The organism is Mesobacillus subterraneus, assembly GCF_023715485.1.
Classification (GTDB): Bacteria; Bacillota; Bacilli; order Bacillales; family Cytobacillaceae; genus Mesobacillus; species Mesobacillus subterraneus_B.
The window spans coordinates 1-4,086 of sequence record NZ_JAMBOF010000035.1; the positions used below are offsets into that span (position 1 = coordinate 1).

4 protein-coding genes are annotated in these 4,086 nt (G+C 35.1%); all 4 read left to right on the top strand.

The genetic code is table 11. The annotated features are described in order from the left end of the window. The first annotated feature begins 151 nt into the window (after positions 1 to 151). The 4 genes from M3204_RS23365 (at position 152) to M3204_RS23380 (ending at position 3,893) form a co-directional block, all read left to right on the top strand. Complete coding sequence (locus tag M3204_RS23365; protein WP_251489014.1) at positions 152 to 667, top strand: hypothetical protein; 516 nt, start codon at positions 152 to 154, stop codon at positions 665 to 667. Between the two features lie 395 nt (positions 668 to 1,062). Continuing rightward, entirely contained in the window at positions 1,063 to 1,737 is a 675-nt protein-coding gene (locus M3204_RS23370; RefSeq protein ID WP_251489015.1) for a hypothetical protein, read from the top strand. A 393-nt stretch (positions 1,738 to 2,130) separates the two neighbouring features. After that, positions 2,131 to 3,159 (top strand): hypothetical protein, encoded by a 1,029-nt coding sequence (locus tag M3204_RS23375; RefSeq protein WP_251489016.1) that lies wholly within the window; start codon positions 2,131 to 2,133, stop codon positions 3,157 to 3,159. Positions 3,160 to 3,509: 350 nt separating this feature from the next. Then, positions 3,510 to 3,893 (top strand): hypothetical protein, encoded by a 384-nt coding sequence (locus M3204_RS23380; RefSeq protein ID WP_251489017.1) that lies wholly within the window; start codon positions 3,510 to 3,512, stop codon positions 3,891 to 3,893. Positions 3,894 to 4,086: the final 193 nt, after the last annotated feature.

Here is a 4,086-nt window from a genome sequence, read left to right on the forward strand (position 1 = left end):
GTCTTCACGTAGCCATTTGTCCAGAATCCACTCCTTTTAATTTAGAAATATATATCCATGGAGGATGAAATCCTGCGAATAAGCGAGCATTCGTGAGTAAACCGTATTAAACTGAGGGAGTTGAACAAGGACTGAAATAGCCAGAAAGCAGGTGGGTCACATATTAAAGAAAAGTAGAGGAAAGATTAATGAAATCATTTACAATAACACTGCTTACTACAACGGAAAGTATAGATACTATCCGACCATTACAGGGTTAAAAAGTATATTAGACGAAATTATAGGTTCTAGTTCAACAACTGAATACATTAGAATTACACCATTTTATATAAACGAACTTTTGGATAGGCAAATCGAATTTGAGGAATATATGTTTTTTATAGAATGTAGAGATTGGTTTGACGAAAAGATTCAAGAAATGCATATCTTAGAATGTCTTGACCCCATTGATACACCGAGAGCACTTAGTGACTTGAGACTAGGGGCGATACTTTATCCTTTATGCCAAAAAAATGATGTAGATTATTTTAAAAATGCTCTTCAAAAATATAAAGATACTTTAAATGAACTTTTACTCAAAATGATGGATATTGCAAAATTGGAAATGAACTTAAAAGAAGGGCATTTACCTTTTGGATACTTTTGTTTTGAAATCCATAGTGGATAGCTTTTGTTCCACTAACGGGGCAGTTTTGTTGAAGAAGGATTTTTCCGAAAAAAGGAGAATATCATAGAATGAAAAATAATTTATGATTAGAGGGAAATTGATAGTGGATAGACAGAGAGCACTTTTTTATGGATTTATTATTGGATTGGTATTATTATTCGCCCCCATACCCGGTGTCTTTTATTTGATGGATGATAACGAAGCAGTCTTTCGTTATCTTGGATTATTTATTTGTGTTACCTGTGCTATTCCATTAATCATTGATGTATTTGAAGTATTTAAGAATATTTTCAAAGAGGGTCGATAAATAGAATCAAAGCTGTCATTGTGGCAGCTTTTCTATTTGTACTAAAGGGGCAGTTTAGTTCAATAACATTTAAAAGAGGGAGAACTAGATGGATTACTGGAGATACAATACAATGTGGTTCGAGGAAATCCCTGAAAATAATTATACTTTTATTAATTTCAAGAATGAAAAGCTGACATTACAACAGATTAATCGTGATATTAAGTATTTAGTTCTTTGGCATCACAAAAAAAATAAGATAGGAAATTTTAGTGATTTTCCTGAAAGACTACGTTATTTACAATTAAATTGGTCGAATATACAAGATTTCACTGGGATAGAGAAACTATTAGATTTAAAACGTCTTGATTTACACTATTGTACAAGATTATCGAGTGACTGTGGATTAGCTGGTTTATCGGATACCTTGGAAATTCTTGAGATTGAACAATCAAAGAAATTTGTCCCTGGTAAAGATTTAATGGCACTAAAAAACCTTCGTGTTCTTCGTCTATTTTCGTGCGGAAATATAGAGGATTTATCTTTTTTGAATAACTTCCCTAAATTAATTGAATTCTCACCTTATGAAACTAATATCTTGGACGGCAACCTGCAACCAATATTGGACCATCCCACAATACGAGTGTCAGGATTCAATAATAAGAGGCATTATAATCACAGTTATGAAAAAATGAAATCCTTATTAGAAGAAAAGAACGGAAGTAAAGAATATAAAGCAATCATTGAAAAAGGAAAATACGCTACATTTAAATTTCTCGATTAATATTCGGGTGCGTTGATCCAGGAGGATTAACGGCCTTTTTTGTTGAATATTCTTATTGAGCTAACGATGCAGTTATGTTGAAGAAGAGTATTGTAGGGGAGCGGAAAACAACAGCCAAGTTTAACAAAGCGTTTACTAAAAAAAGTATAGCAGTGAAGCTCATTCGACGCGGGCAAAAATGGATGTGCATCCTTTTCACGTTTCCAAGCCTCGGCAGTCGCCGGGATTCTTTATTTCGCAGTAAATTATGCAGATTTCGGCTTTACCTTAAAATTATTTTTCCAACATACCGCGAACCAGATTGCAGGATCAACCGAATTTATTACAGCCAGAGAAAAGGTGATTGCGAATTGATTATCGAATTTATTCCGTCATGATAGATAGGAGCTTCATATGAAAAAGAAAATGTTAATGTATGGCACCAGCTTTGTGATTTTGTTTCTGATCCTGTTTGCTCTGGACAAATATAAGATTTATAAAGAAGAAGAGCCTCCGATTCCGAATATTTCTGTTGAAGGCGTTTCCATCAAAGCTCATCCAGGGCCATATGACTGGCGCGGCTCAAAGAAGAGTACTGAAAATCCAGTAGAGATGCTCGCAGGCCTGCCTGCTGATAAGGTAAAGGAAGATAACATCCTGACAATCGCCTTTCCAGAAGGCAGCCAGCCAAAAAAAATAACAATCAGTGAATGGGACAGCTTTTCAAAAGAGCAAACCGATTACGATTACCTGGAGGGTTTTCCTATACCTTACAGCCATAAAAGCTGGGGAATTGTCTATTTAATTATCAATGCGGAATGGAAAAATGACTCTGTTTCATATTATTTGAAGCTGAACGTGGAACAGAATTATTATGGAGACATGCTGGCAAAAAAAGAAGGAGCACTTACAGCTATGGCGGTTGTTCCATCAGGAGAAGGCGCAAACTATGATTTGCCTGCTGAAGTGAAAAAAACGCTTGAAAAGTTTGAAATATACGATGATATTGAGTTTGTCAAAGAAGAGTTCTCAGGGTTAAGTAGTTGGGCACCTTCAATCATTCCTGTGTACTTTGTGTTCAATAATGAAGACCTGGCTTTTACTACAAAGGATAAAGCGCAAATGATCCAGTACTTGCAGGCTGTTCCAAAGCCACCTTATATAGGCCTGCTGGCACCAAGGGATGGGGAAATCAGGGTCCTTGCGGTCGTCCCCCCCGGAGAAAAAGAATTAACCGATTCCGACCCTGAAACGAAGGGATTGCTTAATACATTCGAAGTTCGTGATGATCTTGAGGGAGTCAAGAAGGAGTTTCCGGGTTTAAGAGGCTTAACTGCAGCTGCTCTCCCGGTATACTATGTGTTCAATAACAAAAAACCGTTAATAACAACTTTTGAAAAAGAAGAATGGATTATGTTTATAGAATTCTATAAAAATAAGTAAAATGATTATAAACTAATTGTGCTGCTAATTCACCAGCGAATTTAGGTTCTACAGAAATTTTACGGGTTCATAAAGGAACAGAACAGACTAGATCAAGTTTTTATTGATTGTGTAAAATGGGATATTGTAAATGCAATTATGGAAAGTTCAATTAGCATAAAAGAAACTGAAGTCAGCTTTTTTAAAGAATTACTAAAAGTGTATGAGTCGGGTAATTACCATTGCGGAGCTCTAATGGAAGGTAATGGTAAGACATTAGGTCTATTAAGTTTCTTCAACTAAAGGTGCAGTTTAGTAGAAGAACGGATCTATAAAATACCTTGGTTTGAACCCAATAAGGGGGTAATTAGATGAAAAAGGTTGGATTTATACTAGGTATAGCAATAGTTATTATAGCTGTGTTCAGATTTGAAAATAAATTATACTATCCCTCCCTTCCAATAGAGAATTTATCAGCAAAAGAAGCAATTGATAAACTAAAAGAATCAGAAAGTAAAATAGCAGAAATTGCAGTAGAAGGCGATTCTATTTGGTATATCACAAGTATTGAGAACAAAGGTGTATCGATTGCTGATGAAAATATAAAACAAATGATTGGTTCAAATGGATGGGAATTTAAAGAAAAAGATGGTGCTGGTCTGTTCTTTGAAAAAGACGGAAGGAGATTAATTGCCACCACTCAAATGTGGACTGGGAATTATGTTCTCGTTAAAATCCCAGGTTATTTTAAATAATCTTGAAAGGTTTTTAATAAACTATGATAGTTTTTGTTGAATTCCTTATTGAACAAACGATGCAGTTTAGCATTCCTGTAGATCGCTATTTTTGAGCTTTGAAAAAAATAGGGCTCCTCAGTAAGATATGAGTAAGACACGACTCTAACTCAAACTTAGGAGGAACCCTTACTATGAAGTTTAAAATGCAGGA